Annotated in this window: 18 protein-coding genes; 10 read left to right on the top strand and 8 right to left on the bottom strand. The window is 66.3% G+C overall.

The window, feature by feature from the left end:
- Positions 1 to 16: 16 nt before the first annotated feature.
- The 5 genes from KGM94_RS05115 to clpS are packed head-to-tail and all read left to right on the top strand — an operon-like array spanning position 17 to position 2724.
- Complete coding sequence (locus KGM94_RS05115; RefSeq protein ID WP_300255587.1) at positions 17 to 1213, top strand: MFS transporter; 1197 nt, start codon at positions 17 to 19, stop codon at positions 1211 to 1213.
- 19 nt (positions 1214 to 1232) lie between these two features.
- Entirely contained in the window at positions 1233 to 1631 is a 399-nt protein-coding gene (gene crcB, locus KGM94_RS05110; RefSeq protein ID WP_300255625.1) for a fluoride efflux transporter CrcB, read from the top strand.
- Positions 1632 to 2060: a fluoride efflux transporter CrcB gene (crcB, locus tag KGM94_RS05105; RefSeq protein WP_300255585.1), complete on the top strand. Its 429-nt coding sequence runs from the start codon at positions 1632 to 1634 to the stop codon at positions 2058 to 2060.
- Between the two features lie 2 nt (positions 2061 to 2062).
- Positions 2063 to 2404 (top strand): DUF190 domain-containing protein, encoded by a 342-nt coding sequence (locus tag KGM94_RS05100; RefSeq protein WP_300255583.1) that lies wholly within the window; start codon positions 2063 to 2065, stop codon positions 2402 to 2404.
- Positions 2405 to 2418: 14 nt separating this feature from the next.
- On the top strand, positions 2419 to 2724 hold the full coding sequence (clpS, locus tag KGM94_RS05095) for an ATP-dependent Clp protease adapter ClpS (protein ID WP_300255581.1): 306 nt from the start codon (positions 2419 to 2421) through the stop codon (positions 2722 to 2724).
- Positions 2725 to 2896: 172 nt separating this feature from the next.
- On the opposite strand, the gene KGM94_RS05090 is transcribed toward clpS, so the two are convergent.
- The 5 genes from KGM94_RS05090 to fabI form a co-directional block, all read right to left on the bottom strand.
- Positions 2897 to 5167: an NADP-dependent isocitrate dehydrogenase gene (locus KGM94_RS05090; RefSeq protein WP_300255579.1), complete on the bottom strand. Its 2271-nt coding sequence runs from the start codon at positions 5165 to 5167 to the stop codon at positions 2897 to 2899.
- A 246-nt stretch (positions 5168 to 5413) separates the two neighbouring features.
- Complete coding sequence (locus KGM94_RS05085; protein ID WP_300255577.1) at positions 5414 to 6604, bottom strand: adenylate/guanylate cyclase domain-containing protein; 1191 nt, start codon at positions 6602 to 6604, stop codon at positions 5414 to 5416.
- Between the two features lie 61 nt (positions 6605 to 6665).
- Complete coding sequence (gene aroC, locus KGM94_RS05080) at positions 6666 to 7754, bottom strand: chorismate synthase (protein ID WP_300255575.1); 1089 nt, start codon at positions 7752 to 7754, stop codon at positions 6666 to 6668.
- Between the two features lie 158 nt (positions 7755 to 7912).
- Positions 7913 to 8512, bottom strand: coding sequence for a histidine phosphatase family protein (locus tag KGM94_RS05075; RefSeq protein ID WP_300255573.1), 600 nt, complete (start codon positions 8510 to 8512; stop codon positions 7913 to 7915).
- 12 nt (positions 8513 to 8524) lie between these two features.
- The gene (fabI, locus tag KGM94_RS05070) at positions 8525 to 9343 is read right to left on the bottom strand and encodes an enoyl-ACP reductase FabI (RefSeq protein ID WP_300255571.1); all 819 of its coding nucleotides are present in this window, start codon (positions 9341 to 9343) and stop codon (positions 8525 to 8527) included.
- Between the two features lie 183 nt (positions 9344 to 9526).
- On the opposite strand from fabI, the gene KGM94_RS05065 reads away from it, so the two are divergent.
- Both KGM94_RS05065 and KGM94_RS05060 read left to right on the top strand, forming a co-directional pair.
- Positions 9527 to 10015: an RNA polymerase sigma factor gene (locus KGM94_RS05065; RefSeq protein ID WP_300255569.1), complete on the top strand. Its 489-nt coding sequence runs from the start codon at positions 9527 to 9529 to the stop codon at positions 10013 to 10015.
- A 123-nt stretch (positions 10016 to 10138) separates the two neighbouring features.
- The gene (locus KGM94_RS05060) at positions 10139 to 10909 is read left to right on the top strand and encodes an anti-sigma factor (RefSeq protein WP_300255567.1); all 771 of its coding nucleotides are present in this window, start codon (positions 10139 to 10141) and stop codon (positions 10907 to 10909) included.
- A gap of 249 nt (positions 10910 to 11158) precedes the next feature.
- On the opposite strand, the gene KGM94_RS05055 is transcribed toward KGM94_RS05060, so the two are convergent.
- Positions 11159 to 12106: a DnaJ C-terminal domain-containing protein gene (locus tag KGM94_RS05055; protein ID WP_300255565.1), complete on the bottom strand. Its 948-nt coding sequence runs from the start codon at positions 12104 to 12106 to the stop codon at positions 11159 to 11161.
- Between the two features lie 167 nt (positions 12107 to 12273).
- Positions 12274 to 12681 carry an RT0821/Lpp0805 family surface protein gene (locus KGM94_RS05050; protein ID WP_300255563.1) on the bottom strand — a complete coding sequence of 136 codons (408 nt, stop codon included), beginning with the start codon at positions 12679 to 12681 and terminating at the stop codon, positions 12274 to 12276.
- 113 nt (positions 12682 to 12794) lie between these two features.
- Between KGM94_RS05050 and pdxH the strand changes: the two genes are divergently transcribed.
- Genes pdxH through KGM94_RS05035 form a run of 3 tightly spaced genes read left to right on the top strand, consistent with a single transcriptional unit; the run spans position 12795 to position 15009 of the window.
- A complete protein-coding gene (gene pdxH / locus KGM94_RS05045; protein ID WP_300255561.1) occupies positions 12795 to 13436 on the top strand; it encodes a pyridoxamine 5'-phosphate oxidase in 642 nt (213 codons plus the stop codon).
- A 22-nt stretch (positions 13437 to 13458) separates the two neighbouring features.
- Complete coding sequence (locus KGM94_RS05040; protein WP_300255559.1) at positions 13459 to 14211, top strand: SDR family oxidoreductase; 753 nt, start codon at positions 13459 to 13461, stop codon at positions 14209 to 14211.
- Positions 14212 to 14238: 27 nt separating this feature from the next.
- Positions 14239 to 15009, top strand: a complete 771-nt coding sequence (locus tag KGM94_RS05035) for a class I SAM-dependent methyltransferase (protein ID WP_300255557.1) — start codon at positions 14239 to 14241, stop codon at positions 15007 to 15009.
- 85 nt (positions 15010 to 15094) lie between these two features.
- On the opposite strand, the gene KGM94_RS05030 is transcribed toward KGM94_RS05035, so the two are convergent.
- Complete coding sequence (locus KGM94_RS05030; RefSeq protein ID WP_300255554.1) at positions 15095 to 15313, bottom strand: hypothetical protein; 219 nt, start codon at positions 15311 to 15313, stop codon at positions 15095 to 15097.
- Positions 15314 to 15424: the final 111 nt, after the last annotated feature.

The raw sequence follows: 15424 nt of genomic DNA, 5'->3' as shown, positions 1-15424 counted from the left end.
GGAGCCAAATCTCGCAATGTCACGGATCCCGCGCGGGGTCTGGGTGCTCGGTTTCGTCTCGATGCTGATGGACGTCTCCTCCGAGATGATCCATGCGCTGCTGCCGGTCTATCTGATCACGGTGCTCGGCACCTCGACGATGACGGTCGGCCTCATCGAGGGCATCGCGGAGGCAACCGCCTCGATCACGAAGATCTTTTCCGGCGCGCTGTCGGACTGGCTCGGACGCCGCAAGCTGCTCGCGGCGCTCGGTTACGGGCTTGCCGCCTGCACGAAGCCGCTGTTTCCGCTCGCACCCGACGCCGGCTGGCTGGTGGCGGCGCGCTTCATCGACCGCGTCGGCAAGGGCATCCGCGGCGCGCCGCGCGATGCGCTGGTCGCCGATCTGGCGCCGCCGGAACTCCGCGGGGCGAGCTTTGGCCTGCGCCAGTCGCTCGACACCGTCGGCGCCTTCGTCGGGCCGCTGCTGGCGATCGGCCTGATGTGGTGGACGGCGGACAATTTTCGCAGCGTGTTCTGGCTCGCCGTGCTGCCGGCGTTCCTGTCGCTGGCGCTGATCCTGTTCGCGGTCGACGAGCCCGAGCATCGCGACGGCAGGGAGGCGGCGCGCAATCCGCTGAACCTCGCAGCCATGCGGCAGCTCGGATCGGTCTACTGGCGCGTAGTCGCGGTCGGCATCGTCTTCACGCTGGCCCGCTTCAGCGAGGCCTTCCTGATCCTGCGGGCGCAGAACGTCGGGCTGCATGCGATGTGGGTGCCGGCGGTCCTGGTGGTGATGAACATCGTCTATGCGCTTTCCGCCTATCCGGTCGGCGTGCTGTCTGACCGCATCAACCGCCGGGGATTGCTGGCGCTGGGGCTCGCCTTTCTCGCCGGCGCTGATCTCGCGCTGGCGCTGGTGCCGAGCCTTGCCGGCACCGCGCTCGGCGTCGTGCTGTGGGGCCTGCATATGGGTTTTACGCAGGGCTTGTTTGCGACGCTGGTCGCCGATACCGCGCCGCCGAGCTTGCGCGGCACCGCGTTCGGCTATTTCAACCTGTTCACCGGACTGGCGACGCTTGCGGCCAGCGTCATCGCCGGCGCGCTGTGGGACGCCCATGGTCCGGCCGGCACGTTTCTGGCAGGGCTCGGCTTCACGCTGATTGCGCTTGCCGGGCTGCTAGCGATCGGCAACGGGATCGCGCAATCAAACGGTGCGGCGGGCAAGTTATGACCGACACAACAAGCGGAGAATCCCGAACGTGCTGAGCGCGGTGATCGTCATCACGATCGGCAGCGTGCTCGGCGGTTGCGCCCGCTATTTCGTTTCCGGCGCGATCGCGCGCCGGCTCGGCGAGAGCTTTCCCTGGGGTACCATGGCCGTCAACGTCACCGGCGCCTTCGCAATCGGCATTTTCGGCGCGCTGGCGACGCACCCAGGCTCGGTCTTCGCCGCGCCGAACCCGTGGCTGTTTGCGGTCACCGGCTTCCTCGGCTGCTACACCACGGTGTCCTCCTTCAGCCTGCAGACGCTGACGCTTGCGAGCGCCGGCGAGACGCGCCGCGCGATCGGCAATGTCGTCCTCTCGGTCGTGCTCTGCCTCGCCGCGGTGACGAGCGGCTTCCTGCTCGCCGACGGCTGGAGAGGTTAGATGACCGCCCCCTCCTCCAGCGCCCGCTGGCGCGGCGCGATGCTCTACGGCTGGGTCTCCGTCGGCAGCGTCCTCGGCGGCCTCGTGCGCTATTTCGTCGGCCTCCTCCTCGACACCGGACCCGGCCTGCCCTGGGCGACGCTGTTCATCAACGCGAGCGGGTCGCTGATCATCGGCTTCTACGCCACGCTGACCGGCCCGGACGGCCGCATGCTGGCGCGGCCCGAACACCGGCAATTCGTCATGACCGGCTTCTGCGGCGGCTACACTACCTTCTCGGCCTTCAGCCTCGAGACCTTCCGCCTGTTCCACTCCGGTGCAAAATCGACCGCGGCTGTCTATATCGGACTGTCCGTCGCCTGCTGGCTGGTCTCGGTGTGGCTGGGCCATACGCTCGCCAGCCGGTACAATCGCCTGAAAAGGAGCTGATCATGCAAATCCCAAATCAGGCGGTGCTGCTCCGCATCTTCATCGGCGAGGCCGACACGTTCCAGGGCAAGCCGCTCCATGAAGCGATCGTGACCAAGGCGCGCGAGCGACATCTGGCCGGCGCTACCGTGCTGCGCGGCCCCATGGGCTTTGGCAAGTCGAGCCGGCTGCACACCTCGAAAATCCTGCAGCTCTCGGAGGATCTGCCGCTGGTGATCGAGATCGTCGACGGCGAGGACGTCATCAACGCATTCCTGCCCGTCCTGGACGGCATGATGTCGAGCGGGCTGATCACGCTGGAGAAGGTGCAGGTCCTGCAATATGGTGAGAAGGCGACGGGCTGAGGGAAGGAGGCGGAATGAGCGACGCCGTCACCAAGCCGAAAACCAGGACGAAGACGAAGGTCGAGCGGCCGCGGCTGCACAAGGTCATCCTGATCAATGACGACTACACACCGCGCGAATTCGTCACCATGGTGCTGAAGGCCGAATTCCGCATGACGGAGGACCAGGCCTACAAGGTCATGATCACGGCGCACCGGCTGGGCGTCTGCGTGGTCGCGGTCTTCACCAAGGACGTCGCCGAGACCAAGGCGACGCGCGCCACCGATGCCGGTCGCGCCAAGGGCTATCCGCTGCTGTTCACCACCGAGCCGGAAGAATAGCGCGAGCCTCGTTTTCGCACTTTGCCTTCGGAGGCGGGATGGCTGAAAATAAGGGCGAACCGGCACGAGCCGGACAGCGACAATCTGGAGCGGACGGATTAGGACACGATCCCGGATGCTGTCGGCGAACAGTGAACCATTCGCCGCCAATATCCGGAACTCGCGCCAGGCGTCACGCCGCCGGACGCGCCCCGCCCGCTCCCAATGCGTCTCCCATCTGCGCCAGAACCGCGTTGAGCGTCGCGCTCGGACGCATTACGGCCCGACACTTTTCCATGTCAGGCAAATAATAGCCCCCGATGTCCGCAGGCTTGCCCTGCACGGCCGCGAGTTCGGCAATGATCTTTTCCTCATTGCGAGTCAGCGTCTCGGCCAGTCGCTTGAACTGGGCCTGCAGAGCCGGGTCCTCGGCCTGGGCGGCGAGTTCCTGCGCCCAGTACATCGCGAGGTAGAATTGACTGCCCCGGTTGTCCAATTCGCCGGTGCGAGGCGACGGCGATTTCCTGTTGTCCAGCAGCTTGCCAGTGGCCGCGTCCAACGTCTTGGCCAGCAGCTTCGCCTTCTGGTTTCCCGTCTTCAGGCCAAGGTCCTCCAGCGAAACCGCCAGCGCCAGAAACTCGCCCAGTGAATCCCACCGCAGGTGGTTTTCCTCCACGAGCTGTTGAACGTGCTTTGGCGCCGAGCCGCCCGCGCCGGTTTCGTACATTCCGCCGCCGGCCATCAGCGGCACGATGGACAACATCTTCGCCGAAGTGCCCAGCTCCATGATCGGAAACAGGTCGGTCAGGTAGTCGCGCAGGATGTTGCCGGTGGCGCTGATCGTATCCAGGCCGCGGACCACGCGCTCCAGCGTGTAGCGCATGGCGCGCACCTGGCTCATGATCTGGATGTCGAGGCCGGTCGTGTCGTGCTCGTGCAGGTACATCTTGACCTTGGTGATGAGCTGCGCCTCGTGCGGACGGTACGGGTCGAGCCAGAACAGGACCGGCATCCCGGAGTGACGGGCGCGCGTGACGGCGAGCTTCACCCAGTCGCGGACGGCCGCGTCCTTGACCTGGCACATGCGCCAGATGTCGCCCTGCTCCACGTTTTGACTCAACAGCACCTCGCCGGTGGCGAGGTCGGTGATGTTGGCGACGCCATCCTCCGGAATCTCGAAGGTCTTGTCGTGCGAGCCGTATTCCTCGGCCTGCTGCGCCATCAGGCCGACATTGGGAACGGTGCCCATGGTCCTGGGATCGAAGGCGCCGTGCCATTTGCAGAAATTGATCATCTCCTGGTAGATGCGCGCAAAGGTGCTCTCCGGCATCACGGCCTTGACGTCCTTGAGACGGCCATCGGCACCCCACATCTTGCCGCCGTTGCGGATCATGGCCGGCATCGACGCGTCCACGATCACGTCGTTGGGCGAGTGGAAGTTGGTGATGCCCTTGGATGAGTCGACCATCGCCAGTTCCGGCCGATGCTCGTGGCAGGCGTGCAGGTCGCGCTTGATCTCGTCCTGCTTGCTTTGCGGCAGACTGGCGATCTTGTTGTAGAGATCGATCATGCCGTTGTTCACGTTCACGCCCAGCTCGTTGAACAGTTCACCGTGCTTGGCGAAGGCGTCCCGGTAGAAGATCTTCACGCAGTGGCCGAACACGATGGGGTGCGACACCTTCATCATGGTGGCCTTGACGTGCAGCGAGAACATCACGCCGGTCTTGTAGGCGTCCTCGATCTCCTGCTCGTAGAACTCCAGAAGAGCCTTCTTGCTCATGAACATGGAGTCGATGACCTCGCGGTCCTGCAGCGACACCTTGGGCTTGAGCACGATGGTCTTGCCGCTCCTCGTGATCAGCTCCATCTTCACGTCGCGCGCCTTGTCCAGCGTCATGGACTTCTCGCCATGGTAGAAGTCGCCGTGATGCATGTGCGAAACGTGCGAGCGCGAGGCCTGGCTCCATTCGGCCATGCTGTGCGGGTTCTTGCGCGCGTAGTTCTTCACCGCCAGCGGCGCGCGGCGGTCGGAATTGCCCTCGCGCAGCACCGGATTCACGGCGCTGCCGATGCACTTGGCATAGCGCGCCCGGATCGCCTTCTCCTCGTCCGACCGGAGGCTCTCGGGATAGTCCGGGATCTTGTAGCCCTTGCCCTGCAGCTCCTTGATGGCCGCCATCAGCTGGGCGACCGACGCGCTGATATTGGGCAGCTTGATGATGTTGGTGTCGGGCAGCAGCGTCAGGCGGCCGAGCTCGGCGAGGTTGTCGGGCACGCGCTGCGCCTCGGTCAGGAATTCGGGAAACTCGCCGAGGATGCGGGCCGCCACCGAAATGTCGCTGGTGGTGACGTTGATCCCGGCCGGCGCCGCGAACGCGCGGATGATCGGCAGAAACGCGGCCGTTGCCAGCGCCGGAGCCTCGTCGGTCAGAGTGTAGATGATGGTGGGGGGCGTCCTGCTCATGCGCTGGCTTCCTGGTAAGGTGGTGCTTCGAGTGCCGATCGGTTGGTCGGCGTTGAGCTATGCGGATGTTCTGCCGCGACCGGACGGTGCGGGAATCGGATGCTATCGGCGTCGCCGCGATCAGGAAAGCCGAGTGCGTCGCAGGCTAAGGACTTCACTTTCAAAAAACTTGATCCAGATCAAACGCTCCGCAAAGGAGGCCGCCGAACGGGCGAGGCGGCGCAGGCGCGTGCCCAAGGGCACGGTTCACGCCGTCCCGGCCGGCCGCTCCTCCGCCAGCCCATAAACCCGCTGCGCCTGCGAGAATCCCGCGATCGGAAACTCGCCGAGCTCGGACCAGCCGCCGTCGCAGGCGCCGACGAACCCCTCCGACGCCACCACCGTGCGGCCGAGCCTGCCCGCGATCTTCTCCAGCCTCGCCGCGAGGTTCACCGCGCGGCCGATGCAGGTGAAGTCGAGCCGGTTGCCGCCGCCGATATTGCCGTAGAGGATGTTGCCGACATGCAGCGCGACGCCGAAGCGGAAACGCTCGACGGCGTCGCCGACCGGGAACGACAGCGCCTCGACACTGGCGCGCGATTCGCGCGCGGCCTCCAGAACGCCTGCACAGACATGGTTGGCATCGCCGATATATTCGTCGATCGGGAACACCGCGAGCAGCCCGTCGCCCATGAATTTCAGCACCTCGCCGCCATGGCCGCGGATGGAGGCCACCTGGCAATCGAAATAATGATTGAGGATTTCGACGACCGTCTCGGCCGGCAGCCTGTCCGACAATGCGGTGAAGCCGCGCAGATCCGACAGCCAGATCACGGCCTGCATGGTGTCGGCGTGGCCGCGGCGGATCTGGCCGCCGAGAATGCGCTCGCCTGCGCGGTTGCCGACATAGGTATCGAGCAGCATCGCGGCCGTGCGGCGCAGGCTGATGATCTCGGTGATGCGCGCCAGCGGCGCGACGATGGCGCGCAGCATCGCGATGTCGTCGTCGGTGAAGCCGCCGGGCCTCTTCGTGGTCCAGCTCGTGGCATGCGTCGAGCCGTCGAGATAGGGCAGCGGCATCGCGATGTAGTCGGTGACTCCCTCGGCGCGCATGTCGTCGAGGATCGGGAACCGCCGGCTCGCGGGATCGTCGATCCGGCGCCTGACCTCGATCCCCTCCTCGAACACCATCTTCAGCGGGCTCTGGATGAATTCCGGCGAGTCCAGGAAATCGAAATCGACCGAGCCGACCTGGACCTCGGTGCCCGGCCGCCAGATGAAGCTGCGGCCGAAGATGTCGGGATGCAGCGTACGGATGAACACGCCGACCCGCCACAGCGGCAGACCAGCCTCGACCATGCGGTTGCAGACGTCAGCCATCATGTCGGTCGGGGTCGCCGCCGAGCGGGCGCCGTCGACCAGCCAGCTGATGATCCGCTGAATCTCCGGGGCGTTCATGGCGTGCAGTTTGGGGACGAAGTTGCGGGGCCGTCAAGCTGCGCGCAGGGCGCGACGGCCGCTAACGCCCCACCTGGCCGCGGTCACGCAAAAAGTGGTCGGCCAGCACGCAGGCCATCATGGCTTCGCCGACGGGAACCGCGCGGATACCGACGCAGGGGTCGTGGCGGCCCTTGGTCAAGATCTCGGTGTCGGCGCCGCTGCGGTCGACGGTCAGGCGCGGCGTCAGGATCGAGGAGGTCGGCTTGACCGCGAAGCGCACCACCACCGGCTGGCCGGTCGAGATGCCACCCAGCATGCCGCCGGCGTGGTTGGACAGGAAGCGCGTGCCGTCGTTGCCGGTGCGCATCTCGTCGGCGTTCTCCTCGCCGGTGAGTTCGGCGGCGCCGAAGCCGGCACCGATCTCGACGCCTTTCACCGCGTTGATGCTCATCATCGCGGCCGCCAGATCGGCATCGAGCTTGGCGTAGATCGGCGCGCCGAGGCCCGCCGGCACGCCGTCCGCGACGATCTCGATCACCGCGCCGATCGAGGAGCCGCTCTTGCGGATGCCGTCGAGATAGGTCTCGAAGAACGCCGCCTTGTCCTTGTCGGGACAGAAGAACGGGTTGTTGGCGATCTCGTTCCAGTCCCACTTGTCGCGGTCGATCTTGTAGGGGCCCATCTGCACCAGCGCGCCGCGCACCTTGACGTCCGGCAGCACCTTTCGCGCGATCGCGCCGGCGGCAACCCGCATCGCGGTCTCGCGCGCCGAGGAGCGCCCGCCGCCACGATAGTCGCGCAGGCCGTATTTGGCTTCATAGGTGAAGTCGGCGTGGCCCGGGCGAAACTTGTCCTTGATCTCCGAATAGTCCTTGGAGCGCTGGTCGGTGTTCTCGATCAGAAGCCCGATCGGCGTGCCGGTCGTGACCTGCACTCCGGTCTCCGGATGCGGCATCACGCCGGACAGGATTTTCACCTGGTCCGGCTCCTGGCGCTGCGTGGTGAAGCGCGACTGGCCGGGCCTGCGGCGGTCGAGATCGCGCTGGATGTCGGCCTCGGTGAGCGGGATCAGCGGCGGGCAGCCGTCGACCACGCAGCCGATCGCCACCCCATGGCTCTCGCCGAAGGTGGTGACGCGGAACATATGACCGAAGGTGTTGAAGGACATCGCTGCTCGCTGGGCTGGCTCCAGCGTTTGGTAACGCGCGGGGGCACGCCGGTCAAACTTCTACGCCGTCATTCCGAGGCGGTATAGGCGCAGCAACGGACTCGAATGACCGTAGCCCGGATGGAGCGCAGCGCAATCCGGGCTACGGGTAACCGGCGTTAACCATACTTCGTCAGCCCGCCATCGCGAAACACGTAGACGGCGCCCTGCTCGATCAGGAGGTCGGCGGCGCTCGCCGGCGTTTCCAGGCCGAGCGCGACCATCAGGGCGCGCGCGGTGCCGCCATGGGCGACGGCGACCGTGTCGGTCAACAGCGATTCATACCAGTCGAGCATGCGTAGTTGCACGGCGGCATAGGTCTCCCCGCCGGGCGGCGCCACGGTCCATTTGTCGAGCAGCCGCCGTGCATAGACGTTCGGATGCGAGGCCTCGCTTTCCGGCAAGGTCGAGCCCTCCCAGACGCCGTAGCCGATCTCGCGCAGGCGGTCGTCGAGGCCGTAATCCGCCGGCGGCAGATCGAGCCTTTCGCGCACCAGCTCCATGGTCGCGCGCGCCCGCCCGAGCGGACTGGAGACATAAGGCAGCGAAGTCCTGTCGCGGCCGTCACGCGCGAACAGCTCGGCGAGAATACCCGCGGCCTGGACCGCCTGGCCGCGGCCGCGTGCGTTCAACGGGATGTCCTGCACGCCCTGCAGCCGTCCGAGCGCATTCCAGTCGGTTTCGCCGTGGCGAAGATAGTAGATCGTTGGCGCAGGCATCGCGGGCGGTGGTCAGTCCTTCGCCAGCGACATGTCCGGCGCGTCCGGTCGCTTCATGCCCAGCACGTTGTAACCGGAATCGACGTGATGGACTTCGCCGGTGACGCCGCGCGACATGTCGGAGAGGAAATACAGCGCACTGTCGCCGACCTCCTCGATCGTCACGTTCCGCCGCAACGGCGCGTTGAGCTCGTTCCACTTCAGGATATAGCGGAAATCGCCGATGCCTGAGGCCGCGAGCGTCTTGATGGGACCAGCCGAGATCGCGTTGACGCGAATGTTCTTCTCGCCGAGATCGGCGGCGAGATAGCGGACGCTGGCCTCGAGCGCGGCCTTCGCCACGCCCATCACGTTGTAGTGCGGCATCCACTTCTCGGCGCCGTAATAGGTCAGCGTGACGATCGAACCGCCATCGACCATCAGCTTCTCGGCGCGCTGGGCGATCGCGGTCAGCGAGTAGCAGGAGATCAGCATCGACTTCGTGAAGTTGTCCTGCGTGGTCTCGATGTAGCGGCCGTCGAGCTGATCCTTGTCGGCGAACGCGATCGCGTGCACCACGAAGTCGATCTTGCCCCACTTCTCGCGCGCGACATCGAACACGGTATCGATGGTGGCGGGATCGGTGACGTCGCAATGGCCGAGCACGAGCCCGCCGATTTCGGCGGCGAGCGGCTCGACGCGCTTCTTCAGCGCATCGCCCTGGTAAGTGAGCGCGATCTCGGCCCCGGCCGAATGGCACGCCCTGGCGATGCCCCAGGCGATCGAACGGTTGTTGGCGACGCCGAGGATCACCCCGCGCTTGCCCCGCATCAGACCCGAATTCTGCGCCATCTCATCGTTCCCGATCGTGCTGGATTGAAATCAGGAGGTACACCAGCCCTCCCTTGCGGTACAGTCCTAATCCGCGGCGTCAACGCTGTTTCGGCCAGCCGGAATAGGCGTTCCGCTCGGGGGTTATGATGATCGAGGCGCTCGCGCCCGACCATCGGAGACGAGACGGCAGATCGAGGGGGCATGAGCGCGTTTCGCCAGAGTGTGGAAGCGATGATCCCGGCGTTGCGCCGCTACGCGCGCGCGTTGGCGCGCGACGCCGACGTGGCCGACGACCTGGTGCAGGACACGCTGGTGCGTGCCCTGCGTTCGGAACGGCTGTTTCTCGGCGGTGACGTCAGGAGCTGGCTCTACACCATCCTGACCAACCTCAACAAGAACCGCCGCCGGTCGCTGGCGCGGCGGCCGCAATTCATGCAACTCACCGAGAACAATCCCGACGCCAGCGGGACGGAGGCGGAAGGACGCGACATCGAGCGCGCGCTTTCGACACTCGTCGAGGAGCAGCGCTCGGTGCTGCTGCTCGTGATGCTCGAGGGCCTGAGCTATCGCGAGGTCGCCGACATCCAGGGCGTGCCGATCGGCACCGTGATGTCGCGGTTGGCGCGGGCGCGCGCCCACATCAAGGCAGCGCTGGAGGGCAGCCGTCCGGCGCTGCGACGGGTGAAATGATGGCGGGTTTCATGCAAGAGACCGCCTTCATGCGAGAGATACACGAGCACCGTGGACGCCGGGAGGACGAGCCGATTTGAACCGCGAACGATGTTTTGAGGCGAACAGCCAGAGACGACCGATATGACCGAGCGCATGATTTCCGTGACCGAGGACGAATTGCACGCCTATGTCGACGGCGAGTTGCCGGGCGAGCGCCGCGCCGACGTCGAGGCCTGGCTTGCCGCCCATCCGGACGATGCGGAGCGGGTGCAATCCTGGCGTGCAATGGCCGAGATGCTGCACGCCCGCTACGACATGATCGCGCAGGAACCGGTGCCGCGGCGGCTCGAGATCGAGCGGCTGGTGCGCCGCCCCAGGCAATGGATCTGGGGCGCGGCGGCTGCCGCCGTGATCGCCTTCGTCGCCGGCGGCGGGGCCGGCTGGGTCGCGCATGGCGCCGCCAGCGCACCGTCGGCCTTCCAGAGCTTCACGCTGGACGCGCTCGACGCCCATCGCCTCTACGTCGTCGAGGTGCGTCACCCCGTCGAGGTGTCCGGCGACGAGCGCGCGCATTTGCAGGCCTGGCTCACCAAGCGTTGCGGCTGGGCCGTGCGCGCGCCGGATCTCGAGGCCAGCGGCCTGAAGCTGGTCGGCGGACGGCTATTGCCGGGACCGAACGGGCCGGCCTCGTTCCTGATGTACGAGACCGCTTCGGGCGAGCGCTTCACGATCTACACCGCCAGGACCACGAGCGATGCGACGCAGATGCGCTACGCCACGCAGGACAAGGACGGCGCGCTGTTCTGGGCCGACCGTGGGGTCGGCTACGTCGTGAGCGGCGGCAGCGACCGCGATCGCCTGAGGAAGGTCGCGCAGGCCGTCTACGACCAGGCGGAGAAAAACGGCAGCTAAACAACGCCGAAGCGCGGCCGCCCTGATTCGGTCATCGAAAATTTGGAATCAGGTCATCGACGCGTCTCATTATCGTACCGGATGATCACGCGAAAATGAGCAGCGTTCGATCCGCCGATCGACGCAGGCGGCCTCGATTGGGGTTTTTGGTACCGCGCTGGTCCCCCTCTCGAGGCCGCACTTTTTTTCGGCTGCCCGATGCCTCGTGCCCCGGGCCGCCGACGTGGCGCGATAGCTGTCGCTATCGCGCTAACCGATGCCGCTGCGTGGATTGTACGGGTGCTGATCCCGCCACTTCTGCATCAATGTCTCGAGCTCGGCGTCGTTCCCATCCGGTAGCATGATGCGGGTGGTGACGAACAGGTCGCCGGTTCCGCCCGTTTTGGGCAGGCCCTTGCCCTTCAGACGAAACGTCCGGCCGCTGGAGGTGTTCTTCGGGATCGACAACTCGACCGCATTGCCGAGCGTCGGCACGCGCACTTTGCCGCCGAGCACCGCCTCGTAGAGCGTGATCGGCAGGTCGACCCGCAGATCCGCGCCGTCGACCTTGAAGAAGGCATGCGGGGCGATCGTGATCGTGATCAGGAGGTCACCCGGCGGATGGCCGGGCGCGGTCTCGCCCTGCCCCTTCAGCCGGATCTGCTGGCCATTGGCGACGCCCGCCGGAATCCTGACGTTGAGTTCCTTGCCGGTGGGCAGGCGGACGCGCTTGTCGCCGCCCTTGACCGCCTCCTCCAGCGAGACGGTCATGGCGACCGAAAGGTCGAGATCGAGCCCGACCCCGGCGGTGTCGAATTCAAAGTGGCCGCCGCCCGGGCGCCCGCCGCGTGGGCTACCACCACCAAACATGCTGTTGAGGATGTCCTCGAACGCGCCCGCCCCGGGACCGCCGCCGCCGGAGCGAAAGGAGTATTCGAACCCGCCCGGCCCGGTGCGCCCTCGCCCGGCGCCACCCGGAAAGCCCTGGAAGCGCGGCTTACCCTCGGCGTCGATCTCGCCTCGGTCGAACTGTTTGCGCTTGTCCTCGTCGCCGAGGATCTCGTTGGCCGTGTTGATCTCGGCGAAGCGCTCGGCCGCCTTCGGATCGTTCTTATTGCTGTCGGGATGATGTTTCTTGGCGAGCTTGCGATAGGCGCTCTTGATCGCGGCAGCGCTGGCGCTCCGCTGCACCCCCAAGACCTCATAGGGGTCGCGCATCCGTCACGTCTCCTTCACGAAAATCGATGTCAAAAAGGGCTCCCCACCCCACCTTTGGATCATCTGGGGTGCCCGTGGCATTATTGCAACTAAACCGGCGAGCGGCCACCTTATGGCCGGAGCATGACGTTGTCGGAAAGCCGGTTCCCACCTTTCCGGATCATGCTTCAGCTCCGCCATGGCTTTAGCGTATGAATCTCCCATCGGCCATGGCTGGTTTGGCAGCCCGCGCCCTGCAGCCAGCTTTCGGTCCGGCCGTTGACATAGCTCGCGAGGAAATCCCGGCACTTGCGGCCATCCTCGGCGGCATAGGCCTGGGCGATCGGGGTCACCGAGCCGCGGGCCCCGGTCTCGGGGTTCTCCCAATGCTGGCTGGAATCCCTGTCGCCCTTGCTGAGCACGTCGGAGGCGGCGTTGCGGGCGAAGGCGAGGTCGGTCTCGGTCGGCGGCGCCTCACGGGCCTGGTCGGCGACCGAGCCGGTGACATCGCTGTCGTCCATCTTGGCCAGCGCACCGGTGTCGTTGCGGGAAACGCTGCAGCCGCCGGTACCCAGCCCGATTAGAATCATTGTCATGACGAGGCCCGAGGGCCGGATCGCCGATAGGCCAACGCTTCCCCATGCCCTATATAGGGCAAGAGCGGACGACAACGCGCCTTGGGCCGCGGTACGCAACTCGGACTCCGGACATGACCGACACGACCTCGATGAAACACCAGACACCCTTAATATCCGGTGATTTCACCGCCGCCGAGGAACCGCTGGTGCTGTTCGAGGCGTGGCTCAACGAGGCGATCAAGAGCGAGCCCAACGATCCCAACGCCATGGCGCTCGCCACCGTCGATCCCGACGGGCTGCCGGACGTCCGCATGGTGCTGATGAAAGGCTTCGATTCCGACGGTTTCGTCTTCTACAGCCACGTCGCGAGCCAGAAGGGCCGCGAGCTCGCCGCAAATCCCAAGGCGGCGTTACTTTTTCACTGGAAGTCGCTGCGCCGGCAGGTCCGCATCCGCGGCAACGTGACGCCGGTGAGCGACGAAGAGGCCGATGCCTATTTCGCCACCCGCCCCAAGCAGGCCCAGATCGGCGCCTGGGCCAGCAAGCAGTCGCAGCCCCTGGAGAGCCGCTTCGCCTTCGAGCAGGCGATCGCCAAGGTCGCCGCCAGACACGTCATCGGCGAGGTGCCGCGGCCGCCCGGCTGGAGCGGCTGGCGCATCGCCCCGTTGCGCATCGAGTTCTGGCACGACCGGCCCTTCCGCCTGCACGACCGTATCGAATTCCGCCGCGACGGGGCCGGCCAGCCCTGGAGCAAGACGCGGATGTATCCATAACGCTCCGAGCTGAAAGTCCTCCATGCCTTCCTCGACCAATGCGCCGCGCCGCACGCTGCTCCTGACGGGAGCGAGCCGCGGCATCGGCCATGCCACGGTGATCCGCTTCTCCTCCGCCGGCTGGCGGGTGATCACCTGCTCACGGCATCCGTTCCCGGAGGACTGCCCATGGGACGCCGGCCCCGAGGACCACATCCAGGTCGACCTGGCGAACCCCGAGGACACCGCGCGGGCGATCTCGGAAATCCGCCGGCGGCTCGAGGGCGGCACGCTGCATGCGCTGGTCAACAACGCCGCGATCTCGCCGAAGGGCCCCGGCGGCGCAAGGCTCGGCAGCGTCGACACCGATCTCGATACCTGGCTGCATGTTTTTCACGTCAACTTCTTCGCACCGATCATGATGGCACGCGGGCTGATGGAGGAATTGAAGGCGGCGAAGGGATCGGTCGTGAACGTCACCTCGATCGCGGGCTCGCGCGTGCACCCCTTTGCGGGCGCGGCCTACGCGACCTCGAAAGCCGCGCTCGCCGCGCTGACGCGCGAGATGGCGTCCGACTTCGGCCGCGTCGGCGTGCGCGTCAACGCGATCGCGCCGGGTGAGATCGACACCTCGATCCTGTCGCCCGGCACCGAGAAGATCGTCGAGCAGCAGATCCCGATGCACCGCCTCGGCACGCCGGACGAAGTCGCCAAGATCGTCTATGTGCTGTGCACGGACACCTCGTCCTACGTCAACGGCGCCGAGATCCACATCAACGGCGGCCAGCACGTGTGAGACGCGGCAAGGACCACGGACGGAACGATGGGCCGGTTCGCGACCACGGCGGCACTCTACGAGGCATTGCGCCCGCCCTATCCGCCTGAATTCTTCCGCGTCGTCGCGCGGCGGCTTGCGCTCTCCGGCCGGTCCGCGCTGATCGACCTCGGCACCGGGCCGGGGCTTTTGGCGCTCGGCCTCGCCCCCTATGTCGGCCGCATCGTCGGGGTCGATCCCGAGCCCGAGATGCTCGCCGCCGCCCGCAACGCGGCAGCCCGCGCCGGGCGTGAGTTCACGCTGATCGAGGGCAAGGCCGAAGCGCTGCCTGCGGATATCGGCGTGTTCGACATCGTCACGATTGGCCGGGCCCTGCACTGGATGGACCGCGAGGCGACGCTCGCGCTGCTCGACCGGCTGGTCGGGCGCGACGGCGTCGTTGCCGTCTGCACCTCGTTCCCGGTGGCCGGCCATCGCAATCCCTGGATCGACGAATACAACGCGGCACGCCGCGCCTGGTCGCCATCCGGCCTCTGGACGGACTCAACCGGCGGCGAGCGGACCCATCGCGATCTCGCGGGCTTCTTTCAAGGCAGCGCCTTTCGCCTGGCGGATCCGATCATGGTCGAGACCCGCCATGACGTCAGCGTGGGCGATCTGGCGCGGCGCATCCTCACCTTCTCGTCGTCCTCGCCGCGGGCGCTGGGCGACAAGGTCGAGGCGATGCTGGAGGACGTCGAGCAGCGTCTCGCCCGCTTCAGCCACGAGGGCATGGTGAGCGAGGCCCTGATGTCGCTGGCGCAGATCGCGACCCGTTAGCGAGCGATCGATCTTCGGGAGGCAGGAAGCGAGGCAATCCAGAAAAAGCCGCCGCAAGAGCTGGATTGCCTGGCCACTTCGTTCGTCAGTCGGCGCGGAACCGACGCAGCGTCTCGCGCGAGCGCGGGGCGGACAAGTTGAACGAGCTCGAGCATTCGTCCTCGTTCTCGCCGTCCAGCAGCGGCGCGGCGCAGTGCCGGCAGAGCCGCGCCGACATGGCTGCCGCCTTGCCGCACGCCAGCACCTGACGATAGCTCGTCAGGTCGATGACGTTGCGGAGCGGCGTTACGCGTTTTTCAACCATGGCTGTTCCTCGCGGCTATCCACCGCTTATCGCAGACAAGTTTCGATCAAACGTTCAGTCCACCGATCAAATTTTAGCTGAGGAATTGGGGCCGGAAACGCAACGCCGGAG

The organism is Bradyrhizobium sp. (genome assembly GCF_028868675.1).
Lineage (GTDB): Bacteria > Pseudomonadota > Alphaproteobacteria > Rhizobiales > Xanthobacteraceae > Bradyrhizobium.
The sequence above is the reverse complement of the archived record's forward strand: the minus strand, read 5'-3'. Positions and strand labels throughout refer to the sequence as shown.

Coding starts and splice junctions, on each gene's coding strand:
- KGM94_RS05040 (WP_300255559.1), top strand. CDS start 13,459: ATGCCTTCCTCGACCAATGCGCCGCGCCGCACGCTGCTCCTGACGGGA.
- KGM94_RS05075 (WP_300255573.1), bottom strand. CDS start 8,512: ATGCCTGCGCCAACGATCTACTATCTTCGCCACGGCGAAACCGACTGG.
- KGM94_RS05115 (WP_300255587.1), top strand. CDS start 17: ATGTCACGGATCCCGCGCGGGGTCTGGGTGCTCGGTTTCGTCTCGATG.
- crcB (WP_300255585.1), top strand. CDS start 1,632: ATGACCGCCCCCTCCTCCAGCGCCCGCTGGCGCGGCGCGATGCTCTAC.
- KGM94_RS05100 (WP_300255583.1), top strand. CDS start 2,063: ATGCAAATCCCAAATCAGGCGGTGCTGCTCCGCATCTTCATCGGCGAG.
- KGM94_RS05060 (WP_300255567.1), top strand. CDS start 10,139: ATGACCGAGCGCATGATTTCCGTGACCGAGGACGAATTGCACGCCTAT.
- fabI (WP_300255571.1), bottom strand. CDS start 9,343: ATGGCGCAGAATTCGGGTCTGATGCGGGGCAAGCGCGGGGTGATCCTC.
- KGM94_RS05050 (WP_300255563.1), bottom strand. CDS start 12,681: ATGACAATGATTCTAATCGGGCTGGGTACCGGCGGCTGCAGCGTTTCC.
- clpS (WP_300255581.1), top strand. CDS start 2,419: ATGAGCGACGCCGTCACCAAGCCGAAAACCAGGACGAAGACGAAGGTC.
- KGM94_RS05055 (WP_300255565.1), bottom strand. CDS start 12,106: ATGCGCGACCCCTATGAGGTCTTGGGGGTGCAGCGGAGCGCCAGCGCT.
- KGM94_RS05065 (WP_300255569.1), top strand. CDS start 9,527: ATGAGCGCGTTTCGCCAGAGTGTGGAAGCGATGATCCCGGCGTTGCGC.
- KGM94_RS05035 (WP_300255557.1), top strand. CDS start 14,239: ATGGGCCGGTTCGCGACCACGGCGGCACTCTACGAGGCATTGCGCCCG.
- aroC (WP_300255575.1), bottom strand. CDS start 7,754: ATGTCCTTCAACACCTTCGGTCATATGTTCCGCGTCACCACCTTCGGC.
- KGM94_RS05030 (WP_300255554.1), bottom strand. CDS start 15,313: ATGGTTGAAAAACGCGTAACGCCGCTCCGCAACGTCATCGACCTGACG.
- KGM94_RS05090 (WP_300255579.1), bottom strand. CDS start 5,167: ATGAGCAGGACGCCCCCCACCATCATCTACACTCTGACCGACGAGGCT.
- pdxH (WP_300255561.1), top strand. CDS start 12,795: ATGACCGACACGACCTCGATGAAACACCAGACACCCTTAATATCCGGT.
- KGM94_RS05085 (WP_300255577.1), bottom strand. CDS start 6,604: ATGAACGCCCCGGAGATTCAGCGGATCATCAGCTGGCTGGTCGACGGC.